Source organism: Pseudoalteromonas sp. NEC-BIFX-2020_015 (assembly GCF_012952265.1).
In the GTDB taxonomy this organism is placed as follows: Bacteria; Pseudomonadota; Gammaproteobacteria; order Enterobacterales; family Alteromonadaceae; genus Pseudoalteromonas; species Pseudoalteromonas neustonica.
Genome location: NZ_JABCJL010000037.1, coordinates 1 through 20,838 on the forward strand (window position 1 = coordinate 1; position 20,838 = coordinate 20,838).

Here is a 20,838-nt window from a genome sequence, read left to right on the forward strand (position 1 = left end):
TTCGCTTGCGACACGCATTAGCTAAAAAGCCATAGTGGCGAATGCGCATAAACCCTTTCGGCAGTACATGTTGTAAGTAGCGCCGTAAAAATTCATCACAACTCAGTGTCATGACTTTATCGCGGTTATTATCTTTATAATCGCGGTATTTAAAGCTCACTGTTTCTTCAGTCGCTGACACTAATCGCGATTCTGACATCACGCCTTTTCGGGTATAACGCGCAAGGTAACTGACTAACTTTTCACTGTACGTTAAACAAGCTTTGCTATAAACACACCATTTTGTTGGCGTGTTTATCTTCGCGAATGAACTATCACATTCATTGAGCGCCGCCAGCATTTTCCCTCTAAACACTGTTGATAATGCTTTAACGGGGTATAAATAACCTTTTTCTATTTCATGCCAGTGCGCTTTATCAAGCGCACCTGCGGGTATCAAGCAATGCAGGTGAATATGCTGGCTTAAGTTCTGCCCCCATGTATGCAGTACGCTTGTCATACCTAACTGACCATGCCTCTTTCGTTTCGCAAATTTGCTCAGCGTTTGCCATGCGGCTTTAAATAAACATTGGACAACGCACTTGGGTTGTAGTGAGCAATGATATTCAACTCATGCGGGAGCGTAAAAACAAGGTGGAAATACCGACACGGTAATAAATCTTCCTGCTGTTTTTGCACCCATTTAGCCGTGGCCATGCCTTGGCAACGTGGACAATGGCGGTCTCGACAACTACACCCAATCTTTTGCGACTCACCACAGCTATCACATTGCCATGCTTGGTAACCGAGCTGACCTGTTCTGCATGATTGCAGGTGCTGACAGACACGCAGTTGTTGATAGCTCATCGTATGATGTTGCCGATAATTCTCAAGATTTGAGTTTAAAATATCAGCGAGGTGCAAAGCGCTCATTGTTTACTCCAACCCGCAAGCAAATCAATGCCGCCATGCCCTAATTCAGGTAACCAGTGTAAGTAACTTTGCGTGGTTCTAATGTCACTGTGACCAAGCTGGTGTTGAAGTTGATGAAGCGGCATCCCTAACTCAAGTTGATGTGTTGCATAAGCATGGCGTAATACATGTGGATTACAGTGCTTTAAACCACACGCTTGTGCGTGTTTTCTCAATGGCTTCCTGAAGGTCGATGCTGACATAGGTTTATCCATTAACAATCGCGAGTAAAACATCCAACCCGTTGGGTGATACATTTTCCAATAACAACGTAATTGATTTAGCACGCTATCTGATACAACAACATAGCGTGACTTATCTCCTTTACCATGTTCAATTAAAATGGTTTTACGCTGTCCATCGATGTCTTGCACTTTGATGCGCAGCAGTTCGCCAATACGCAAACCACATCCATAACACACCACTATCAATGTTTTTAAGCGCATATCCGTGCAACTTTCTATAAGTCGTCGAATATCATCACGCGATAAATAAGTAGGTGCCCGAGGTTTTGCTTTAGGCAAGGCTATGTCTAAGTTCAGTGGGCGGTGTAAAATATTCTTAAACAAAAACCAAATGCTGTTTATTTGTATTTTTTGACTCGCTCTGGAGAGCTTGCGAATGGCGGGATCTTTAAAAAAGATATTCAGCTCATCATCAGTAATTAAATCGAGTGGTTTATTAAAATAATGGCTGAGTTTAAGTAAATGCTCGCAGTAACTTTTACAGGTACTTTGTGAATAACCACGGTAGGCTATTTCAGTTTTGACTTGTTCAATGAGTGTATTCATGACTTACCTCCAAATATGGGATAACCCCAAGGTAAGTGTGGCTCAAATGGTCAGAATAGGATCTCCGCGTAGCGGCTTAGTTCAACAGCTTTATCAGAGGACAATTTCCTCTTTTTATGAGCAATGCATATCCCCTTAATTGTTTTTCATATTAATAACAAATCCTGTAACACATTGCCAGCTTTAAACTTTAAGTCAGGCTATTCTTTTATTAAAATACAGAAAAGAGGAAAAGGTCCTCATTTCTTGACTTAGTAGGAAAAACGCCAATACTGTATATAAACACAGTTAATGGCATTTAAAATGAAAACTAAATCCCCTTTTCTTAATAGTATTATCAACTATATGTATAGCCATCACTATGCTAAAAAATCTATTGAAACTTATGTATTTTGGACGAGTGCCTATATCCATTTCCATAATAAGCGTCATCCAGCCAGTATGGGGAATAATGAAGTAGAAATATTTTTAAATCACCTAACAGTCACTAAGAAAGTGGCAGCGAAAACACAAGCAACCGCTTTAAATGCACTTGCTTTTTTATATAAACATATTATTAGGAATGAGCTTTCATTAGATTTAAATTTCATTAAGAGTAGCCGTCAGCAGAAACTTCCTGTCGTACTTACACAAGCTGAGGTATCGCTATTTTTTAAACATATAAATAAACGACATTATTTGATAGCAAGTTTACTATACCCATGTTTTGCAACAAGGTGCCAATGGCGTAGTGAGCCCGTTTTCGAGATTATCATAGCTGAGGCTTAAATATTTTGTGCTATACGCGATATAAAATTGCTGCTACATGGCTTAATGCAGCATTGATACTTTAAATTTCCATAAAAAACCACGGCTGTTAACCGTGGCTTTTAGTATTACTGATTAAACCAACTTACTTCAACGCTTGTTCAACCACTGGGTAGTGATCCCATACTTGCTTGTCGCTTAATGAGCGTACTAACTTAACGTATTCTGCGTGTGTCCATGCAAGCGGAGTGGCGGAGTTGGTGCCCTCGCCTAATTGATAGCCCGCTTTGTTATTGCCTACGCCATCCCATACTTGCTCTGGCAGCATCATACCTTCGTTGGCAAACTGCTCTAACCCTTTCACATAAGTGTTTTTAATGGCGTATTGCTTGTCTGTGTTTAACGATTGCGTGGCATTTGCGGCGGCAATTTCGTAATGGCCTCGCTCACCAGTGAAAAACGGCCAAACACGACCACGTTGGCCGGGGGTATTTTGCCCGCCTTCGGCGTAGTTTGCGCCAGTTACTTCGTCCTCCCCGTAGCCGTCGTTACCATAACGGCGAAAACCTGGGAATGAGCCGCTGCCATCGCTAAACTGATAGCTGTACTTAACTTGTAGGTTGTCCGTTAACGTTTCATCATCATACTCTGGCAAGGTTTTTACAATGCTGGGAGCAAGTGCATCACGCACACCGTAGCGTACTAACTCTAAAAAACCGCCGTCTAAAATTTGTTTTTTGTTAAAGCCTTCGCGACCATTATTAGCATTAATTCTAGTGTTTGAATTGGCGTCTTTGTCTTGGCCTATTCGAATAAAATACTCACCGTCTGAGTTGATTGATTCTAAATTACCGGCGGTGGTAAACATCATGCTTTCTATGCCGCTATTATATTTTTTAGCGGTTTCAAGATAGCGTTTAGCATTTTGATCATCACCTGCAAGTGTTGCAATATCAGCCGCAGTAATAAGGCCTGCTACAACGGCGGCTGTGGTTGATGGTGAATAGCCCGCTTGCTCTTCCCAGCGCTCTTGCTGAGTAGCTGGCGGTGTTATTTGCATGTCGTTCCACAAAATTTTGGCGCGCCCACCGTCTACCAAAAAGTCAGCAGCAGGTTTTAACATGCGCCCGTACCAACCAGTTAGCTCTGCATCTGTTAACACATCTGCTTGGTGCAATTTCCACGCGAGCATAATTGGCATAGCGGTTTGATCTAGCTGTACGCCCACCCATTCAAGCTCGCCGTCGACGTGTGTTTTTTGTAGAAACCAGCCTGTATCGCCCTTGTTGCCCGGTGTTTTATTATTTACTTGTACTTTTTCAAGGTATTCGAATGCAGTTTTAGCTGTAGCAGTGTCGCCAAGTGCCATAAACGCCATAGCAACTTGATAAAAATCCCTCACCCATACAGCTTTATAACCGGTTGAACCTGTTTTGGCTGAGACTGTTTCGCCCCATGGATTTGATAACGAAGCAATAAGCGCACCAGCGTGCGTTTTATCTTCTTGCGCTTTTAACACCATGGCACTGGTGTAAAGTAGCTTGCCGTTATCAGTAGTTTGCTCGCTCATGGTATTGAGCGGTGCTAAGCTTTGTAGATAATCTTGCCAGCCTAATGCGTCGCCTTTTCCGTTGTAGTTATCAAGTACGTGTTGATAGCCACGCGCTAAACTTGCTTGGCCTTGCTTAAAGCTCGCTTGCTCGTTGTTGCCAAAACTCAGGGTTAGATCAAATTGGCTGTTGTTGCCAATCTCACCCAGCTCGGCAAGTAAACTCACATTACCTGATTGCTCACCGGTATTTTGATAAACGCTTGGAAGCTGTTGAGTCGTTTTTAGCGCATTTAAACCATCACTTTTGCCTGTAAAACCTACGCTGGTCTGTTTAAATGGTTTAGCGCCTTGTAATGACAAGTAACTATCGCCCTGCCATGCAACTAGCCCTTGCTCTGTGGTTTTTGCAAAATCATCCAGGCCATTATTATCTATGTATGGATTTACCGTTACATAGGCTTTTACGCCTTTAAGCTGAGTATTAAAAATACTGCGCACAAATAAAGTTTGCCCGTCTGGATCGGTAAATATGTGTTTTTCAAGGCTGAAGCGGCCTTGTTTATCTGTGCTTGTTACTTTGTAAGCCAATGATAACGGGCGGCCGTGCTCATCTTTATATAAGTAGTCAATTGTTACGTCAAGATCATCCGTTTCAGTTACGGTAAAATCTTTACCAACAATAACAAACTGCATGTCTTTAATTTGTGCTTGGTGAATTAGCCCAAACATAGTTTCGGTGATCACTCCTTTTGCTATCGAAAACCATACTTTTGATACTTTACCCGTCGCTGCGCTGTCGCTATAAGCGCCATTTTGATATTGCTCAAACGAAGTACCAATACCTGTTTTACCTGCGAATGCCCAAAATGGTTCAACGCCTGGGGCACCGGGTGCGCTTAGTTGCTCCGTTACTTTGGGGGTGTCTGTTAAGGCTTGCTCTGAGCTACACGCCGTTAAGCCAAGCATGAGTAAACTTGTGGTGATCATGTTGTATTTTTTCATTTTTAAACCCTTAAATCTTATCTGTTAGCTATAAGCGTTACTGCGCGTGTTTAACACGCATAACAGCAACCGCTGCCAGTACAAACGACACCGCGCCCAATACTAGTGCGTAAATAGGTTGGTTTTCAAAAAAGTGACGTAAAATTAGGCCTAATATGCTGGCTGCCAGTAATTGGGGGATCACAATAAAAAAGTTAAATATGCCCATATACACGCCCATTTTATGACTCGGTACTGACGTACTTAACATGGCATACGGCAGCGATAGAATAGACGCCCAAGCGAAACCAATGCCGATCATTGGCCAAATAAGTAAGGTAGGATCTTTAATTACAATAAAGCTGACTAAGCCCAAAGCGCCTAAAATTAAGTTAATTGCGTGAGCGAGTTTTAAACCAATGCGCTTTACGATGACCGGTATACATAATGCAGCCAGTGCGGCAAACCCATTGTACGCGGCAAATAAAATGCCTACCCAGTCAGCGCCATTGTTATAAGCCACAGAGCTGGTATCACTGCTACCATAATGAAAGCTAGTGACCGCTGAGGTGGTGTAAATCCACATTGCAAACAGCGCAAACCAGCTAAAAAATTGCACCCACGCCAATTGTTTCATCGCCTCTGGCATCGTGAATACATCGTTGACTACTTGATAAAAACCACCCGCAGTATGCTGTTTGGCTTTTAACGTACCGGCAATAAATTGAATAATCCCAAAGCACACTAAACCACCGGCGAGTAAATACAGCTCTTTTTCAAGCCCCAGCCCCATTACAAGGGCAAGTACACTCATGCCCAGTGCGGTAAAAATTGTGCCGCCTTTGCTAAAGTTAACGGTGTTAGTAATGTCGACTTGCTCAGCATCGCGGTCTTGTTCGTTAAACTGTGCAAGTTGTTGTGGTGAATATTCTTTGGTAGTTAAAATAGTCCAGCCCACGGCGACCAATAAAACCACGCCACCAAAATAAAACGAATACTTTACAGAGTCAGGAATTTGCCCCGCAGGCGCGGTGTTAGCAATATCAAACCAATTGGTCATCATCCACGGTAATGCCGATGCCACAACAGCGCCAACACCAATAAAAAAGCTTTGCATGGCATAACCTGTTGCACGTTGTTTTTTTGGTAGGTTATCGCCTACTAAAGCGCGAAAAGGTTCCATTGTGACATTGATTGACGCATCCATGATCCACAGCATGCCTGCTGCAATCCAAAGCGTTGGCGAGTTTGGCATAATGAAGAGCGATAAGGTCGTTAAAATTGCACCATATAAAAAGAACGGACGGCGGCGGCCTAATTTTCCCCAGGTTTTATCACTCCAATAGCCAATAATTGGCTGTACAATTAAACCCGTTAGCGGCGCTGCCACCCATAAAATAGGAATGTCATCAACGTTTGCACCCAATGTTTGAAATATGCGGCTTACGTTACCGTTTTGCAGCGCAAAACCAAATTGAATACCTAAAAAGCCAAAGCACATATTCCATATTTGCCAAAAGCTTAAATCGGGTTTGTTATCTTTCATTGTGTGCTCCAGTGGTGAGAACTGCACTGCTAAGCGCATCTAACGTTAAACTTATCTGTGCGTGTTCTTCGTTGATAGTCATGGCAGCTTTTTGGTTTGCTTCTAGTAAATCCAATAACTTAAACTCGCCACGCTTGTCATCAACTAAGGTGGTCATTGGTATTTCAATGGTGACTATTTTTTGTGCACTCGAAAAATTACTCACGACCCAAAGTTGTTGATTACCAATACTGCGGCTAAACGCGGCAACGTGCTCGCTGCCAGTCACGATAAGGGGTTGCATGTCGCCAGCAACAACTGCTGGGTGTTTACTCAACGCCATAATCGCTTTGTAGTAGTTCCGTAACTGACTTTGTTCAGGCGTGAGTGCTCCGCCGTCAAATTTGCCGTTGTTCATCCATGCTTGGTGCGCAGGTACGCCAATGTAATCAAAAATGCTGGTGCGAGAGGGTTTACCAAAGCCTGCGTATTCTGAGCCGTCTTCGCCTACATCTTGAGCAAAGTACAACAGTGTTGGCGCGCGGCTAATAAGGTGAGATACCACCAGCGCGGGCTTACCTTTTGCTGCATTACCTGCAAAGTCAGAGCTGGCTATGCGTTGTTCGTCGTGGTTTTCTAAAAAGTGCAGCATGTGCTGTTCAATATCGGCAACCTCGGACTGTGGTAAAAAGATACTGCTCGCCGGTCGCTTGCCTTGCATAACCGCTTTTAGGGTGTCGTAAAATCCCACTTTGTCATAAAGGTAATCCATTTTCCCTTGCTGGATATACGGGCGGTATAGTGCTGGGTTGTATACTTCGGCCAATAAAAAGGCTTCTGGATTATGCATTTTAATAGAGGAGTTTAAAAAGCTCCAAAACTCAACGGGCACCATTTCGGCCATATCATAACGAAAACCATCTACGCCTTTATCAAGCCAATACAGCGCGATATCACGAAATTTATACCAGCTGTTTGGCAGCTCTTTATCTTGCCAAAACTCAAAGTGCGCCCTTAAGTCTTTGTTTGCGTAGTCAGCTGGTAAGCTAGGAAAGTCATAACTGCCATCGGGTTTTACACCGTAATTTACTTTTACGGTTTCGTACCAATCGTTTATATCTGGCTTGGCAGCTCGTGCACCGTTACCCGTCCACTTTGCGGGAGTTTCGTCAAATAAATTATCAGCCTGTGGGTGGGCATTACCACCAAGCACTTGATAGTTCTCGCTGGTTGGCACTTGAAAAGACTGCCCAGTGACATAATAAAAGTTATTGTCGCGCGCATATTCTACGCTGGTGTCATCTTGCTCACCAAAATCTTTAACGCCCATAGGTTTTGCGGTTGACTTATAGTGGCGCGCAACATGGTTTGGCACAATATCAATCACTACTTTCATGCCATGTTGGTGAGTGCGTGTAATGAGCGCTGAAAATTCTTCAAGGCGACGTTCTGGATTGATGGCTAAATCTGGGTTAACGTCGTAATAGTCTTTAATCGCATAAGGTGAACCTGCACGGCCTTTTACAACATCAGGATCATCTTGACTAATGCCGTATTGGCTGTAATCACCCACCAGCGCATGATGAAGCACGCCCGTATACCAAATATGGGTAGTACCCAGTTCTTTTATGCCACTTAAAGCCGCATCATTAAAATCACTGAATGTACCTACACCGTTTTGCTCTTTCGTTCCCCACGGTACGTTAGCCGTTTGCGTATTACCAAATAAACGCGTGAATACTTGATACACAACAGGTTTAGAGTGTTCGGTGACGTGTTCGTGTACTTTTTGCGCTTTAGCCTTCGGTGCGGGTTCTTCAGAGCAGCCACTTAAAAGTAAGCCACTGGCTAATATTAATGGGCCATATTTGAGCGTGCTAATGGTGATTTTTTGTGTTGTCATAATTTTATTACTTACTCAGACATTTACATGTCATTTTTGTTATATTTTTAATACTAATGTGAACCGCCACTGACTAACAGCGGCTGCATACGTATTCACACTATTCAATCACTAACACCACTGCACTCATTGCGGGTAAGGTGACTGCTTTATTTAAATTTACTGTTTGTTGAGTAAATAACTCAGTTGCATGTATTTGACTACCAAGCACTTCTTCCATGTAATGAAGTGGCCAACTTTTCATCTCAGCATGTTTGTTTAAAAACACCAGCACGGTTTGTTTCTCGCTTGTGCGTGCGTAACTATACACCCCATCCTTTGGGCTAAAATGAGTGAGTTTACCTTGGCTCAGTGCAGCGCTTTGTTTTCTAAAATTAAGTAAGGTGCTAATCGTTTGCAGCATATCACGTTGATCAATTGTTAAGCCTTGCCCTGTAAAGGCGTTACTTTTTTGGCCTTTAAAACCACCGGGAAAATCAATGCGAATATCGCCGTGATCGTTACTGCCTGTGTTATCAAGCAGTACTTCGGTGCCGTAATACATTTGTGCAATGCCGCGAGTAGTAAGCAGCAGAGTCATCGCCATTTTAGTTTTAGCAAGATCTTGCTTAAGCTGGGTATATACACGGCTCATATCGTGGTTATCAGCAAACACTAATAAATTATCTGGATTTGGGTATAAAAAGTCATTGGCAATCGATTGATACACTTTAACCCAGCCGGTGTTCCAGCTTTCATCTTCATTAAGTGCTTGAATAAGTGATTCTTGCAATGAAAAGTCCATCACACTGGGTAAGCTTGACGTATAACCATCATTATTTACTTTGCCTGCTTGCCAGTATGAAGCAATCGCGGGGTTTGACGTCCATTCTTCACCCACAATATTAAACTGTGGATACTCGGTCATGATTGCTTTGGTCCAGTTAGCTAAAAAGGCTTTGTCAGAGTATGAGTAGGTATCTACTCGAATACCGCTTAAATCAGCGTACTCAATCCACCAAATGGCATTTTGAATAAGGTAGTTTGCCAATAATGGCTGGCGTTGGTTTAGATCAGGCATGGTGGCAACAAACCAGCCATCACTAAACTGGCGTTTATCAAAGTCGCTGGCGTGGGGATCTTGAATGGTTTGTCTTGCATGGCTGGTTGCATGTTTTCCATTTGCAAAATCGCCATTAAAATTGATCCAATCAGCGGTGGGTTTGTCTTTCATCCATACGTGCTCAGAGCCAAAGTGATTAAGCACTAAATCCATTACCAAGCCGATGCCGTGTTGCTTGGCTTTCGCTGCCAGTTCCCTATAAAGTGCATTGGAACCCATACGCGGGTCTATTTTGTAAAAATCAGTAATAGCATAGCCATGATACGAATAACTTGGCATGTTGTTCTCAAGCGGCGGCGTTAGCCAAAGTTGAGTTACACCCAGTTTTTGTAAGTATGGCAACGCATCAATTACCCCTTGTATATCACCACCATGACGCCCGCCTCGCTCAATTGGGTTTGCAGCCTCTAACATGCCTTTTGCGCTGTCGTTAGTGCTGTCGCCATTGGCAAAACGGTCGGGATTAATTAAATAAAGTGTGTCGCTACTATCAAAACCACGTCGTTTACTGCTATTGGCTTTGCGCGCATTTAATGAATATTCAAAACGCCCGCCCGCAGCACTATTAAACACTAACGTACCCGGCTTTGCACTTGGGCTTATTTCAAGGTTTAAAAAGGCGTAATTTGGGTTATCTGTTTTTATTATGTTGTGTAAATTTACGCCAGAGTATGGCATTAATTGCCATTGATGCTTAGCAACGTTTTGTTTATGAAGCATAATTTGCAATGAATTAGTTTGCATACCAACCCACCAGCTTTGTGGTGATGCCGTCATTGCATTAACGTTTATGCACGTAGTTAAAAGTGCGCTTACTAAAAAAATCTGAATGAGTGATTTCATATTAATTACTTTTTATCCTCGCTAAAAACTCATTATGCGTTGGTAATTGCTTTACCGTGGTGCTGATCAGCGTTTTTAGATTTGTAAATAACTCTGCTAGTTGTTCATCATTGAGCGCATCGGCTAATGGGTTATAGTCTTGCGCTTTAAGCCCTTGGCCTATCATTACTTGCTGCCACGCAACCTCTGCAAATAGCTCATCGTCTTGGCGTATAATTTTGCCTGTGTCTTTAAATAAATCAATTTTGGTTTGCAGTGATTTGGGAATGCTCATTTGCTTACACTGACGCCAAAATGCACTGTCGGTACGATCAGTAAGTTTATAATGCAAAATAATAAAATCGCGGATACGTTCGATTTCGGTTTGGCTTTGCTGGTTAAACGTATCAACCAATGATTGCTCAATGTTGTTATGCGCAAAGAGTTTAATTAAACGAATAACAGCGGTTTGGATCAAATGAATACTAGTCGATTCTAATGGCTCTAAAAAGCCACTTGATAAGCCAATGGCTACCACATTTTTATGCCACTGTTTGCGCCTGCGCCCTGTTTTAAAGCGAATAACGCGAGGCTCTGTGATTGGTTCACCAGCAATGTTATCAAGCAGTTGTTGCTTGGCTTGTTCATCAGTTAAGTGACGACTTGAATACACTAAGCCATTACCAACACGGTGCTGTAGTGGTATTTGCCATTGCCAACCCGCATCACGGGCGATAGAGCGAGTGTAAGGCACGGGATCGGCTGTGCTTTTAGTCTGCACCGCTATAGCACTATCGCAAGGTAGCCAATGTGACCAGTCTTCAAAGCCTGTGTTGAGGGTCTTTTCAATTAGTAATGCACTTAAGCCAGTGCAATCTATAAATAAGTCACCGTTTATTATTTGTCCGCCTGAAAGCTCAAGTGCTGTTACAAAGCCGCTCTCAGTACATTGCTTAACATGAGCAATTTTGCCTTCAATACGTTTAACGCCCCGTGATATGGCCAGCTCTTTTAAAAACTCACCGTACAGTGTGGCATCAAAATGATAGGCGTAATTTAAGCCGGTAAGTTGAGTATTAGGAATGTGTTGTAAGTGGGTAAACTTATGCTGCTTTGCAGCTTGGTAGTTAAGCGAAAAATCCCAAAAGTCAGTCGCGTTGCCTTGTTGCTTGGCTTTTAGCCAAAAGTTGTAAAACTCACAAAACGGAAAGTCTTTGCCAATATCACCAAAGGCGTGCATGTATTTATGATTTTGTTCGCGCCAGTTTTCAAATTCAATACCAAGCTTAATCGTTGCTTGGGTTGCTTTAATAAACTCACTTTCTCGAATTCCCAGTGCGCCATTAAGATGCTGAATGGGCGGAATGCTGGCCTCGCCTACACCAACAGTGCCTATTTGATCCGACTCAATCAGTGTGATCTCTATCACTTTACCAAGCACTTTATTCAATAACGACGCTGTGATCCACCCTGCGCTACCACCACCGGCAATAATGACCTGTTTTATTTTTTGCTGTTGCATTCTCTTTTCCACCGTTATGATCTTTTTTCAGTGTAGCTCAGCGATATAAAAAAGCCCTTGTAAAACAAATTACAAGGGCTTTTAAACGCTAAAGAATGTTATAGCTTGTAACTAAAGCCAAGTAAGAACGTACGACCGTAATCTTGGTAATCACGTACTTGTAAATCACTACTACCTTGTAATGACACAAAGGGTTCTTCAGTAATATTTTGCACTTGGAAAGTCACGCTTAGCCCGTCTAAGCTTTCTATGCCTGCTTCAGTAAAGTCATAACCAATTTGCGCATCAAAAATGGTTTCGCCTTTAATATCAACCTGTGTAGTTGCAAAGCCTAGGCCGTAAACATCGCCTTTAAAATCACTGCGTTTACGCATGCTAGTACGCGCTTGGAAGCCATTACGCTCATAATAAGCCGTTAGGCTGTCAATTTGATCTGATAAGCCTGGTAATTCATATTCATTACCCTTTTGATCAGTAATATCTTGCTCTACTGCGGTATGGCTGGCAATTAAACCAAAGCCGTCAAGCGAAGGGTGAAATATATTAAATGGCAATGCAAGAGATAGTTCATAACCCCATAAATTACCTTCACCACCGTTTATTTTTCCTGATCCAGAGCCTGTTGAATTAACAGGTATTTCACCTGTTGCTGGATCAGCAACTCCGGTCATATCAACTTCGTAATTACCATCGAATATCCATTGCGTAATATCTTTGTAGAAGAAAGCTGCGGCAAAGTAACCTTCTGCATTAAAGTAATTTTCGTAACTTAAATCAAACCCTGTTGCTTCTTTTGGTTCTAGTAAAGGGTTACCGCCTGAAATATTCCAGTTGTTTCCATCATTATTTTGTTGTTCACTATAAGACGCACTAATAGATGCATTCATTTCATCTAAGCGAGCACGTGAAATAGTTTTTGCAGCACCAAAACGAATGGTTTGGTCTTCGTCAATCCTAAACGCTAAATTAATACTTGGTAAAAAATGGCTATAGTCATGACTTACATCCGTTGGCGAAACAACAACTAAGCCATCAATCGTGTTTGCAGCAGACCCTTGTGATGATTGATCAGTTTGCACATAACGCGCACCAATATTACCTGTTACAGGAATTGAGCCTAACTCTGCATTGATATCCAGTTGTGCAAATACCGCAATAACTTCTTCTTGTACTGCCCACGATTGTGTTTTGTGTTTTTGGTCCGTTAAGCTCTCTTGTAATAAATCATAGTAGCCATCGTTCACTAGACCGTTAGTGTCATAGGCGACCATATTGCCCATACCGATAAAATCAAGGCTTGCTGTACCTTGGCGGTATTGTTCAGGAATAGACAACATACCCGGGTTTGACAGCGAGAAGCCTTTTAATGTCATGAAGTAACCTTCTGACACTTTGCTCTTTTCGCGGTCACGATATGAAATACCAAAGCTTACGTTGCTAAAATATTCACTTTCAAGTGCTTTGCTGGCAGCAAGTTTTAATGTACTTAATTCGTCATTAATTTCTGGTGCATTAATAAAGCCATCTTGTGCTGTATTTTGGTATGGCGTGTCTTTTAATCCATATTTGTCATTAAGTGCGGCACTTCCACCCCATGATAATGGGCCACCTAATTGAATTAAATCATAATCGCTGTAATCTAGTTCATGTGAAAATTGCGCGCCTGTGTTACCGCCATCAAATACGTATCCAATGTTATCAGCTATGCCATTTGCATCACCTCGACCAGTACCAGAATAGCTTTCGATACTCCAAATTTGGCGTTCTACTTCTGAGCGACTGGCATCAAATTCTACAGACCATGAATCATCGATATCATATTTTGTATTAAAACCAAATTGAGTTAGTTCTGCATTACGTTCTTCATAGTCATTACGTACAACAACACGTTGGCCTTGGGTTACAGCACTGGTGATAAAGTCGGAATTTGTATCAACAACTTCTGAACCAGAGCGTATTTTACCTTGTCCCCAACCAAAGGGTACTTCAATACCGCGAAGTATTTTTTCATCTGAAAAATCAACATAAAGTGCATCAAATGTCATATTCAAGCGATCAGTGGGCGCAGCTTCAATTACCAACATAGCTGAATCGCGCTCAAGAGTGGACGAACGTACAAACGGCTTTGCGCCACCTAAAATAGGGTTATATGGGCCAACAGTTGTGTCGTCTTTAAGTTTATTTTCAGAAATACTGTAATCAGGGTAACCCCAAGAGTTCCAACGTTTTTCTTGATTAGGTGAACTCATTTTATTGTATGCAAATGCAACACCGATAGTGTCATCTGCAAATTGGTCTATGTACGAAACCGTACCGCGGAAACCTTGGTCATCGCCGTCAGGGTTTAGCTTTTCAAAACCCGTTTGCTCTAATTGACCATTGAACATGATCACACGCTCGCCTTTACTTAAAGGCTTTACCGTTTGCATATCGATAACACCGGCAATACCTTCAGCGTCTAAACTTGCGCTCGGTGTTTTATAGACGGTTACACCGCTCATTATTTCTGATGGGTAAAGGTCAAACTCAACGCCACGGTTGTCACCAATAGACACTTGCTCACGGCCATTAAACGTTGTTGCACTTTCATTTTCGCTAAAACCACGCACACTCACACGGCTTGCACGTCCGTCTAGGCGCTGTGCAGTCAGGCCCGGCAGGCGTGCAATTGACTCTGCGATTGATGAATCAGGTAATTTACCAATATCTTCTGCAGAAATAGATTCAACCACTTCTGATGAAAAACGCTTTGTATTGATTGATTCAACAACGCTGCCACGAAAACCTTTCACTTCGATGACTTCAACGTCATTCTTTGCTGCTTGCTGCTCATCTTGTGCGTGTGAAGCGAAACTGCTAATACCTGCGGTCGCAAGTGCAATTGTTAATATACTTGGTTTGAACATAGACATGATGTTTTCCCGTTACCCATATTATTTATTACCAGCGTAATAACAGGCTTGTGATAGAAGCACCGTTATTCGCTGGCTGATTTTGTTGTCAGGATGAATATTAACGCCCGCTTTATTTTATTAACAACTTTATGCATACGTATTCACAGTAGAACAAAACCATCACTTTTAACAAAAATTTCACAACAATACTGGCAACACCTTGTTTTTATAGAGGTAAACAATAAATATATTGGTGCAATAAGCACTAAAACAAATTTCATAATACTAAATAAGTAAATTCAAAACTAACTGACTTATAACACTCTAAAATACAAGTAACTATCAATTTCAATTATTAGTTGTGGCATTGCATATCACCCCTGGCAATTGGTAAGACCAATAATCATTTGCACCAACACAATACAAAGTCAATGAAAGCCGCACCATATTGGACTTTATAACATGTTAACTTTTTTAACATATTAATTGGTAATAATTAAAACGATGCTTGTTCTACGTTATTTAATGCTGATATTACTCGCATCTGTGCACTGTAGAATAATCTATTTAGCATGCATACGTATGCAGGCTTTTTACAGTATCTAAGCCTTCACGTATGCTTTTCAAAAATAACGTGGCGTAGTTAACCCTACCCATAAAATAAGATTGACGAAAACAACACGCCTTAAAAAATTTTAGCTATAAAGCGACCAACGTTTTTAAGGTATTGATGTCACGATGGAGAAAAGCATGGCTCAACAGCAATGGTATAAAGGTGCGGTTATTTATCAGGTATATCCTCGCAGCTTTCAAGATACCAATGGCGATGGAATTGGTGATTTAAAAGGGATCATTGCTCGCATTGACTATATTAAAAGTCTTGGCGTTGATGCTATTTGGATCTCTCCTTTTTTCAAATCGCCAATGAAAGATTTTGGCTATGATATTAGTGACTATCGTGATGTTGACCCCCTGTTTGGCGATCTTAATGACTTTGATGAGCTGATAGCACACGCTCACCAGCGTGATATAAAAATCATAATTGACCAAGTTTTAAGTCATACATCAGATCAACACCAGTGGTTTTTAGATAGCCGCGAAAACAAAACTAACGATAAGTCGGATTGGTATGTATGGTCTGACTCTAAACCCGACGGTACGCAACCAAACAACTGGTTATCTATTTTTGGTGGCCCTGCTTGGCAGTGGGAGCCACGTCGGGGTCAATATTATTTACATAATTTTTTTACTGAACAACCCGACTTAAACTTTCATAACCCCGATGTACGTCAAGCAGTACTCGACAACGTGGAGTTTTGGCTTAAAAAAGGGGTGGATGGGTTTCGACTAGATGCAATTAACTTTTGCTATCATGATGCACAGCTGCGCGATAATCCTGCAAAGCCACCTGAAAAACGTCAAGGTCGTGGTTTTAGTGAAGATAATCCGTATGCATTTCAATACCATCATTACAACAATACCCAACCTGAAAATATCAGCTTTATGCAAGATATTCGTACCCTATTAGACAAATACCCTGGGACTGTGTCTTTGGGCGAAATTTCATCTGAAGATTCACTGGCGACAATGGCTGAATACACCGCGGGTGGCGACAAACTACATATGGGTTACAGTTTTGAACTACTCACTAATGATTACAGCAGTGAGTACATTCGTACTACCGTCAAAACACTTGAAGAGCGCATGACACAAGGCTGGCCGTGCTGGGCATTTAGCAACCACGACGTAGAGCGTGTAGCAAGTCGTTGGGGTGCCAATGGCGAGGTAAATCCACAGCAATGTAAGATGCTTAGTGCTTTACTGGCGTCACTTCGTGGTAGCGTGTGCATGTATCAAGGTGAAGAACTTGGTTTAGGCGAAGCAAGCGTTGCCTTTGAAGATTTACAAGACCCATATGGCATTACTTTTTGGCCAAACTTTAAAGGGCGTGATGGCTGTCGTACACCAATGCCGTGGCACAACAATAACTGCGAGCAAGCCGGCTTTTCAACCACTAAGCCTTGGTTACCCGTTGATGAGCAGCATAAAAACCAAAATGTAAGTGAGCAAGAGAGCGATCAATATTCGATTTTAAATGCATTTCGTCACTTTATGGCATGGCGTAAAACACAGGCCGTATTACTTGAGGGTGATATTGAATTTATCGATACCCCTGAGCCACTGCTCGCCTTTTACCGTCGCTTTGCAGGTCAAACTATGCTTTGTATATTTAACCTCGCACAAAGCACCACAAGCTATGAGATTGACCATATTAATATCACACCTCATAGTGAGCTTAATCATCATAACGGTACTGTAAATAAAAACACGTTAACCCTGCCCGGCTTTGGCTGTTTTTATGCAAGCATAGGTTAATTCTCCTACTTTTAAGTACACTAAAAAGCCCTGATCATCAGGGCTTTTTTATACTATAATCCGAGTTCAGATTAGTTAATCTCGTGTTTTTACATATGAGGCACTAGCTTAATTGCACCTTCAACGACTTTCATATCTAAAGGTAATTTGCTTAATAACGCGACTTTTGGATCATTCATGTTTAACTTATACACTGGATTTACAGCTAAAAAACTATTAATGACATTCATGGCCTCATCATTTAAAACGGCTAGATTACCTTTAAAACCACCTGCATCAATGGTTGAATCCAGCAATTTTATGTCACGTAAAAAAACTGCTTTTTTCTCGCTATCGTAAAATGGCGCACCTTCAATTTGCAACTTTAAACGTACCGGATACTTAAGTGCAAACGCATTAATAACAGCACTTGAATCAGCCCCAAGTATCACTACGTCGCGATTATTGGGGCCAACATTAACGCTTAAATCGTTCACATCAAATTGCACTGGTAAGCCCATTAAACGCACTTTTTCACTGAGTTTAGGAAGCTGTTGATTCAGTGCTGACTCAATTTCGCTGCTCGTAAATGAATAAAACGAGACACCTTGGGTCGTGTTACATGCACTGAGAAATAAACAGGCAATTAATACAATATACTTCATGATTTTTCCTTTTCGAGGATAAAAAAATAAAAGCCGCACAACGGCGGCTTTTTTATTCTTTAACGCATTTAGCCACTAAACGCTAAAAACCGTTTTTAAGCGTGCTAGTGTGTCACTGTCAACTGAACCTTGACTGAGCGCTAATAGCTGCTTTAAATAATAGTGCAAATCAGCTTGTTCGCCACGATGCTTATCATCAAGCATGGCAACTTGTTCAGCCATACGAGATGAGCCATCAGGGCTTGCCACATTGGCAAGAATTTCCATTCTCACTAATAATTGCGCAGCTGTTAAATGCGTATCTGCGTTACCTTGCCATTGAGCAGGGATAACTTGCTGATTTTCAAGTGCCGTAAATAGCGCACTAAAATCAGCTTTAGCAGCTTGTTCAGTCAGGATCGCTAATTTGCCATCTATGTTAGCCAATAATTTTTTAATGCGGTTGCCTAACTCTTTACTACTTTGTAGTGCGGTTACTTTAGTGCGCAAATCTAGCAACTGTGCTTTTTGATTCACTGCAGGTAAAGCTTCTTCTAGTTCAATAATTTGCGCCGCAACAACTGCGTTATCCGCTGTTTGTTGCTCTTTATGCTGCGCAAACTCATCACTGCGTTTAGCAAAGGTTAAATCATTAAATTGACGAAATTTTTGCCATAAAGCATTTTCAGCTTTTACGCCTGCAAAACCAATTCCCTGCCATTGCTGTTGCAGTTCTTTTAATTGTTGACAAGCCGTAGCTAAATCATCGCTGACTGATAACTGCTGCGCTTGCTCAACTAACTCATTTTTTGCAGCCGCATTGCCTCTATGAAATGCATTTAGTGCATTAAATACTTGCTGCTGTTGTGCTTTATATTGTGTTTGTAATGCACGGTATACTTTTGGCTCAACATTCCCGGCATTGCGCCAGACTTTATTAATGCGGTTATATTGGCTTTCAAACTCTTTCCAATCAAATTCAGTGGCGCTGGTGTCTGCCTGCGCAAGTGCTTGCATTTGATTAATGATTGCTTCACGTTCAAGCTTAGTTGCTTCACGCTGTTGTTCTTGCAGTGCAAAGTATTCGCGACATGGTGCAAATAATTGCTCAATCATGTCATCAAACTCTTTACCTTGTTGTTGCTCTTGCTCAGTGTCTAAACGCCCTAGCTCATTCCAACGACGGCGAAAAACCTTAACCTCATTTGCACGGGCTTTTGGGTCTGTGCATGGCTGCTCTAACAAACTCGTTAATTCAGCTAACAGTTCTTCACGTTTTGGCGCTGACGCATACTTTTGCCAATCTTTAGCATCTGCTAACTGCTGCTCAAGTTCCGCTTTAAGCTTTTCAAGCTGCGCCTGAAAACCCGGTGTTAAGCTGTCATAAAGCTCCGTAAAACCTTTAAACACACCAAATGCCACATTAAAACGGCCTTGCTCAATTAGACGTTTAACATCGCGCGCTTTTCGGCTCGCCTGCTGCTGGTTTTTTGTTAATTCATTACTTAATTGCGCAATACCTTGCTGCCATTGTAACTTTTGCTCTTTAAGTTGCGCTTTAAAAGGCGCTTGTAATGATACAGGTAATTGCTTAAGTGGCGCATTGGCCACTTTAAATGCTTGCTCAAACTGCGCAGTCGCGGCATCAAAATTTGTTTTATCAACTTCAGTGCTCAAATCACTCAGGGCTGTTAATGCCACTCTATAATCACTGATCGCTTGGCTTAGTGCTGGTAATTGGCTAACTTGTTTAAATAATTGCTGTAACTTAGCAACCACTTTTGTTTTATGCTCGCTATTTGAAAGATTGCTTTGTGCTATCACCGCTTGTGCTTGCTCAACTTTTGCATCAAGCCAGTCTTGTTGAATTTGTTCTGGTGTTTCAAGACCAAGCTGCAGTGCATTTTCAATTTCTTCACTAAGTGCTTCAAGATTTGCCAATGCTAAAACTTCGCGCTGTTTTTGCGCTAAAATCGCTTGCTGTTGATCATGCTGATCTTTTAATAAAACTAAATGCACATTCAATTTAGCCGTCAATGACTGATATTTTTCTTCTAGTATTGCAATTTGCTCTGGGTTTAACCATGTTAGCTCTATCGCTTGCCATTGTGCTATAAGTGACTCTTTTTGTTCACACACAACGCCATAGTCTTGCTTTTCACGCAATGCATTAAGTTTAGCGAGCACTACACGCGTGTCATTTTGCACTTGAACAGGCATAACAGATGCTAAACGTTCATTATCAAGATGTGTCTGTAGTAGCGTGTGTGCCTCACCGTGAGCATACTTTACTAAGCTTTTTGTCAATTGATGATTTATAACTAATTCCGTTAACTGCAATTGCAATTCGTTGCCGCCTTCTTTAAAGGCTTTTTCTATCAGCTTAGGATTTGATAAGCGCTTTAGTAATTTAACTCTTACTTGTAATTCTTTCTCGGCAAAGGCGAGTTTTTCAAGTGTTTTTACTGGTGCGAAACGTTCAATGTATTCATTTTTAATCTGCGTGTCGAGCGTACTTTCGGCGTTTAATACTGCACTTGAAATATGCTGTTCTGCTAACTCTTTTAAGCTTTGGTCTTGCTTGTACGCTTTCCACCACAACACTAAATCATTGACTTTATTTAAGGCTTTTTTGCGGATTTCTGCGGAACTATCATCTAGTGCCAATGTATTTAAAATTGTTGCATCACGTTCTACATCTAGCTTTTCAATTGCATCTAGACGTACTTGCTGCTTTGGGTGCTTCCATTTCGGGGTAAAAAGGTGTTTAAAGATCATTTTCACTAAACCTTGCTATTTCGTTGTCTGCGGTGAATTCTTTTTGCAATTGTGCTTTTGTTTTTTGCACCATTTCACCATTTGAGCCAATGGTAAATTGCTCATTAGATTGGGCTACTTTTGCTTGATAAAGCATGACTAACTGGACTGTTTGCGCTTTTTGCTCATCACTTAGTACTGTACCATCAGGCCACTTGCCTGTTGCGGCACCATATTGTAATCGTTCAAATAATTCTGGGGTAATTGTTTTTACGAGATTGTCGATGTTCAT

General features: G+C 41.6%; 14 protein-coding genes. 2 read left to right on the top strand and 12 right to left on the bottom strand.

Annotated features, from left to right (window positions below):
- The 3 genes from HH219_RS22145 to HH219_RS19690 all read right to left on the bottom strand — a co-directional run.
- Nucleotides 1-499 (bottom strand): transposase (locus HH219_RS22145; RefSeq protein WP_249118566.1); only part of this gene is annotated, 499 nt, incomplete at its 3' end.
- A 38-nt stretch (nucleotides 500-537) separates the two neighbouring features.
- Nucleotides 538-912, bottom strand: a complete 375-nt coding sequence (locus tag HH219_RS22150; RefSeq protein ID WP_249118567.1) for a transposase zinc-binding domain-containing protein — start codon at nucleotides 910-912, stop codon at nucleotides 538-540.
- Nucleotides 909-1,742 (bottom strand): tyrosine-type recombinase/integrase, encoded by an 834-nt coding sequence (locus tag HH219_RS19690; RefSeq protein WP_169328405.1) that lies wholly within the window; start codon nucleotides 1,740-1,742, stop codon nucleotides 909-911. Before HH219_RS19690 ends, HH219_RS22150 begins: the two co-directional genes overlap by 4 nt.
- A 303-nt stretch (nucleotides 1,743-2,045) precedes the next feature.
- On the opposite strand from HH219_RS19690, the gene HH219_RS19695 reads away from it, so the two are divergent.
- Nucleotides 2,046-2,510, top strand: a complete 465-nt coding sequence (locus HH219_RS19695; protein ID WP_249118568.1) for a phage integrase N-terminal SAM-like domain-containing protein — start codon at nucleotides 2,046-2,048, stop codon at nucleotides 2,508-2,510.
- Nucleotides 2,511-2,634: 124 nt separating this feature from the next.
- On the opposite strand, the gene HH219_RS19700 is transcribed toward HH219_RS19695, so the two are convergent.
- From HH219_RS19700 to HH219_RS19725, 6 genes are all read right to left on the bottom strand, one after another.
- Nucleotides 2,635-5,043, bottom strand: a complete 2,409-nt coding sequence (locus tag HH219_RS19700; RefSeq protein ID WP_169328406.1) for a glycoside hydrolase family 15 protein — start codon at nucleotides 5,041-5,043, stop codon at nucleotides 2,635-2,637.
- A gap of 37 nt (nucleotides 5,044-5,080) precedes the next feature.
- The gene (locus HH219_RS19705) at nucleotides 5,081-6,568 is read right to left on the bottom strand and encodes an MFS transporter (RefSeq protein WP_169328407.1); all 1,488 of its coding nucleotides are present in this window, start codon (nucleotides 6,566-6,568) and stop codon (nucleotides 5,081-5,083) included.
- Nucleotides 6,558-8,450: an alpha-amylase family protein gene (locus HH219_RS19710; protein WP_169328408.1), complete on the bottom strand. Its 1,893-nt coding sequence runs from the start codon at nucleotides 8,448-8,450 to the stop codon at nucleotides 6,558-6,560. The genes HH219_RS19705 and HH219_RS19710 overlap by 11 nt, the downstream gene beginning before the upstream one ends.
- A 100-nt stretch (nucleotides 8,451-8,550) precedes the next feature.
- Nucleotides 8,551-10,395, bottom strand: a complete 1,845-nt coding sequence (locus tag HH219_RS19715; RefSeq protein ID WP_169328409.1) for a glycoside hydrolase family 13 protein — start codon at nucleotides 10,393-10,395, stop codon at nucleotides 8,551-8,553.
- A 1-nt stretch (nucleotide 10,396) separates the two neighbouring features.
- A complete protein-coding gene (locus tag HH219_RS19720) occupies nucleotides 10,397-11,896 on the bottom strand; it encodes a tryptophan halogenase family protein (protein ID WP_169328410.1) in 1,500 nt (499 codons plus the stop codon).
- A gap of 98 nt (nucleotides 11,897-11,994) precedes the next feature.
- Nucleotides 11,995-14,808, bottom strand: a complete 2,814-nt coding sequence (locus tag HH219_RS19725; RefSeq protein ID WP_169328411.1) for a TonB-dependent receptor — start codon at nucleotides 14,806-14,808, stop codon at nucleotides 11,995-11,997.
- A 732-nt stretch (nucleotides 14,809-15,540) separates the two neighbouring features.
- Here HH219_RS19725 and HH219_RS19730 point away from each other — a divergent pair.
- A complete protein-coding gene (locus tag HH219_RS19730) occupies nucleotides 15,541-17,166 on the top strand; it encodes an alpha-glucosidase (RefSeq protein ID WP_169328412.1) in 1,626 nt (541 codons plus the stop codon).
- Between the two features lie 89 nt (nucleotides 17,167-17,255).
- On the opposite strand, the gene HH219_RS19735 is transcribed toward HH219_RS19730, so the two are convergent.
- From HH219_RS19735 to HH219_RS19745, 3 genes are all read right to left on the bottom strand, one after another.
- The gene (locus tag HH219_RS19735) at nucleotides 17,256-17,810 is read right to left on the bottom strand and encodes a DUF1439 domain-containing protein (RefSeq protein ID WP_054206779.1); all 555 of its coding nucleotides are present in this window, start codon (nucleotides 17,808-17,810) and stop codon (nucleotides 17,256-17,258) included.
- Between the two features lie 75 nt (nucleotides 17,811-17,885).
- Nucleotides 17,886-20,567, bottom strand: coding sequence for a DUF349 domain-containing protein (locus HH219_RS19740; RefSeq protein WP_169328413.1), 2,682 nt, complete (start codon nucleotides 20,565-20,567; stop codon nucleotides 17,886-17,888).
- Complete coding sequence (locus HH219_RS19745; protein WP_054206781.1) at nucleotides 20,557-20,838, bottom strand: DUF1315 family protein; 282 nt, start codon at nucleotides 20,836-20,838, stop codon at nucleotides 20,557-20,559. The genes HH219_RS19740 and HH219_RS19745 overlap by 11 nt, the downstream gene beginning before the upstream one ends.

Excerpts from the sequence above, each read along its gene's own strand:
- HH219_RS22150 (WP_249118567.1), bottom strand. The coding sequence starts at position 912 with ATGAGCGCTTTGCACCTCGCTGATATTTTAAACTCAAATCTTGAGAAT.
- HH219_RS19690 (WP_169328405.1), bottom strand. The coding sequence starts at position 1,742 with ATGAATACACTCATTGAACAAGTCAAAACTGAAATAGCCTACCGTGGT.
- HH219_RS19695 (WP_249118568.1), top strand. The coding sequence starts at position 2,046 with ATGAAAACTAAATCCCCTTTTCTTAATAGTATTATCAACTATATGTAT.
- HH219_RS19700 (WP_169328406.1), bottom strand. The coding sequence starts at position 5,043 with ATGAAAAAATACAACATGATCACCACAAGTTTACTCATGCTTGGCTTA.
- HH219_RS19705 (WP_169328407.1), bottom strand. The coding sequence starts at position 6,568 with ATGAAAGATAACAAACCCGATTTAAGCTTTTGGCAAATATGGAATATG.
- HH219_RS19710 (WP_169328408.1), bottom strand. The coding sequence starts at position 8,450 with ATGACAACACAAAAAATCACCATTAGCACGCTCAAATATGGCCCATTA.
- HH219_RS19715 (WP_169328409.1), bottom strand. The coding sequence starts at position 10,395 with ATGAAATCACTCATTCAGATTTTTTTAGTAAGCGCACTTTTAACTACG.
- HH219_RS19720 (WP_169328410.1), bottom strand. The coding sequence starts at position 11,896 with ATGCAACAGCAAAAAATAAAACAGGTCATTATTGCCGGTGGTGGTAGC.
- HH219_RS19725 (WP_169328411.1), bottom strand. The coding sequence starts at position 14,808 with ATGTCTATGTTCAAACCAAGTATATTAACAATTGCACTTGCGACCGCA.
- HH219_RS19730 (WP_169328412.1), top strand. The coding sequence starts at position 15,541 with ATGGCTCAACAGCAATGGTATAAAGGTGCGGTTATTTATCAGGTATAT.
- HH219_RS19735 (WP_054206779.1), bottom strand. The coding sequence starts at position 17,810 with ATGAAGTATATTGTATTAATTGCCTGTTTATTTCTCAGTGCATGTAAC.
- HH219_RS19740 (WP_169328413.1), bottom strand. The coding sequence starts at position 20,567 with ATGATCTTTAAACACCTTTTTACCCCGAAATGGAAGCACCCAAAGCAG.
- HH219_RS19745 (WP_054206781.1), bottom strand. The coding sequence starts at position 20,838 with ATGAACATCGACAATCTCGTAAAAACAATTACCCCAGAATTATTTGAA.